Source organism: Adlercreutzia sp., from assembly GCF_056795635.1.
The window spans coordinates 1-2,900 of sequence record NZ_JBQIIT010000063.1; the positions used below are offsets into that span (position 1 = coordinate 1).

At 69.4% G+C, this 2,900-nt stretch carries 2 protein-coding genes and 1 pseudogene; all 3 read right to left on the bottom strand.

Annotated features, from left to right (window positions below):
* A pseudogene (locus ACTOXK_RS12250) lies at window positions 1–548 on the bottom strand (thiamine pyrophosphate-dependent enzyme); the annotation flags it as partial.
* Between the two features lie 176 nt (window positions 549–724).
* A complete protein-coding gene (locus ACTOXK_RS12255; protein ID WP_482280015.1) occupies window positions 725–2,239 on the bottom strand; it encodes a molecular chaperone TorD family protein in 1,515 nt (504 codons plus the stop codon).
* A partial coding sequence (locus ACTOXK_RS12260) for an NADH-quinone oxidoreductase subunit I (protein WP_482280016.1) occupies window positions 2,236–2,900 on the bottom strand: 665 nt, incomplete at its 5' end. The genes ACTOXK_RS12260 and ACTOXK_RS12255, both read right to left, overlap by 4 nt.

Below are 2,900 nucleotides of genomic sequence, written 5' to 3' on the forward strand. Positions count from 1 at the left end.
TGGGTCTCATCGGCCACCTCGAAAAACGTGGACGCATGGTTGATGCGCGTGGTGGGACGCACGATGACCGGCGTGTGGTAGCGCTCCGACAAGTCGAAGGCCGCGCCCATCATGGCAAAGCCCTGCTCAGGGGTGGCCGGGTCGAGCACGGGCACCTTCGCGAAGGCCCCGAAGCGACGCGTGTCCTGCTCGGTCTGGGAGGAAATGGGACCCGGATCGTCAGCCACGAACAGCACGCAGCCGCCGCCCACCCCCACGTAGTTCAGGGACATGAGGGCGTCTGAGGCCACGTTCAGCCCCACCTGCTTGCAGGTGAACAGCACCCGGGCCCCGCAGTAAGACGCGCCCGCGAGCATTTCCAGGGCCGCCTTCTCGTTGGTAGACCATTCCACATGCACGTCCCGGGCCGTGCCGGCCCCATGCAGCTTCGCCACGGTTTCCACCAGTTCGGACGACGGCGTGCCGGGATAACCCGCCACCACGTTCACCCCGGCCTCTAGGGCCGCGTGGGCAAATGCCTCGTTGCCCATCAGAAGTTTCTTCGCCATAACCGCTCTCATTCCCTCGGGTCTTATCCCCAGTATATCAGGGGCCACAGGGGAGCGGCCGATGAAGACCCTCGGGAGAGGCGAGAGCGGCCCCGAGGGTCCGTGCAAACCGAATGCGCAGGCAGCACCTCGCACGGGGAGAGGACCGCTTGAACCTCGGGCAGCCCCGTATGGCCTCAGGCGGCTCCGTCGGCCACGAGATCGAGCAGCCAGGCGTACAGGGCGAGAAAGGCGTTGTCGCTGTGCTGCGTGATGGCCCGGGCAACGCCCCGGGCGAGCTCGCCGAAGTGGTGGGTGCAGAAATCAAGGCGCAAGCGCTCCCATTCCCGGGCGCTGCCGGCATCTCCCCCTTCGAAAGCGCGGGCCTCGAGAGAGGTCACATAGGAGAGAAAATCCAGTTCGCTCACGAGGGCGTCGAAGGGGTCGTGATTGCCGGGACGGTTCTTCAGGCCCAGCTTGCGGTACTCCAGGCCGACCGCCGCCCGCTCGCCATGGGCCCGGGAGAACTCCGTGCGCCCCTGGACCACCCAGCGGGAGCCGACAAGGGATACCAGACGGGGATAGCTGTAGAACAGGCGCGTGAACTCGGCCCGCAGATCGCGGGCGCGGGTCGTCGGGCTGGCGGCGGCCCAGGTCTCAAAGCGCGTGGCCAGGTCGACGGGCAGCCCCTCGCCCAGCCCCAGCCCCGCAAGCAGCCCGCGCACCCGATCGAGCAGCTCCAGGGAGGTATGCTCTTCGGCCTGGCGATGCTCGGGGTAGGAGAACAGGCGCGCGAGCAGCGCATAAAGAGCCGCCAGAGCCGAGGGGCGGCTCGCCGCGCCAAGGCGAACGGGAGCCAAGGCCGGGGCCTCTTCACCGCCGTCGAACACGTAGTCCAGCAAGCTCATCAGCTCGTCGAAGGCCTCGGCTCGGCGCGCATCGCAGGCCCAGGGAGAGACCACGGCATCCCGCACGCGCTCCACCGCCTCGTGGGAGAGCACCCCGGACAGGCGCTGGGCCCCCGCCGGCTCCAAGCGCACCCCGTCGCAGGAGGAGTCGAACGCTACCAGGCCCTTCTCCACCAGCCTCTCAACTTGCAGCCGCATAGCCGGCAGCGATGCGTCCAGGGCCGCCGCCAGGGAGGCGACGCTTACCGCAGCACCGAGGCCGTGAACGTGCCCCAGCACCATGATCTGGCCCGAGGGCACGCCGCGCTGGGCCCCGGCCTGGGCCACCGCCGCGCCCCAGGACGCCAGGGCACCCAGGGCGGGCGCCGGCAGCAGGAAGGCATCCCCCTCGGCTCCCGGCTCCCCGAAGCACCGGTGGAGCAGGGTCACCAACCGATCGAAGCCCGCCTCGGTGAGAAGGCGGCTCCGACCGATGAGCGCAATGGCCAGGCCCTCGTCGAGAAGCGCCGCGGCATCGGCCCCTTTGGCCGTAACGCGGAACGCGAAGGTGCGCCGATCCCGAGGGCTGCGCTCCCAGAAAATCTGCTCGCGATCCGCAAGCACCGCCGTGGCCTTATCGAGCTGCTCCCGACTCACCCGCAGAAGGGCCGCGGCCTCAGCGGCCACCACACCTTCGGGGCGCTGGGCGGCCAGGGCCAGACACGCCCCTTCCAGCAGCGTCACATCGCCCAAGGTCAGACTGGTTCGCGCCAGAAATCGATAGAGACGCTGAACGAGGAGGAAACGCTCCGCGGACGGCATCATGGGCAAGCCGCCCCCTCATCGGACGAGGAAGGGAGCTCACCCGCCGGGGCCCATGATACCGCCCCCGCTTCCAAGGCGCACGGGCGGCACAAACCATCAACCTGGGAGCGAGCCGGGGCCAGATCGCCGCAACGGCGGCAGGGAGCCGTGGGCTGGCGATAGGCCTCCCGCGCCTCGAAGGGGCTGGCCGCTGCCCGAGCGCCGCGCCGAATGGCCCGCTGGGCGCAGGAGCGCAGACACAGCTCGCATTCGGAGCACAGCCCCGCGTTGAAGCGGTACACGAGCGCACCGTCTTCCGCGGTCAGCTGAATGGCCCCGGTGGGGCACATCTGGGCGCAGGTGCCGCATCCGGCGCAGCGCCGATCATCTACCTGCTGCACGGGCCACTGGTAAGTGCCCCCATCGGTGCGAGCTGCCTCGTCCCGCCAGTACCGCTCAAGGTGCAGCCGCCATCCGATGGCGTGGCGCTTCACCGAACGGGAGGGAGAACCGACGCCCTCGGACCCGTCGACCGTCTCGTTCTTCGCGGCCATTACCCGGCGAAACAGCGCCCGAGCCGAAGAGCGGAAGCCGGAAGTGCCGCGTTCCCCATCCCTTGACACGCCAGCCTCGGCCCCCGCATCGCGCTCGGCACCTGTCGCCGGAACCGCAAATCGCGGCG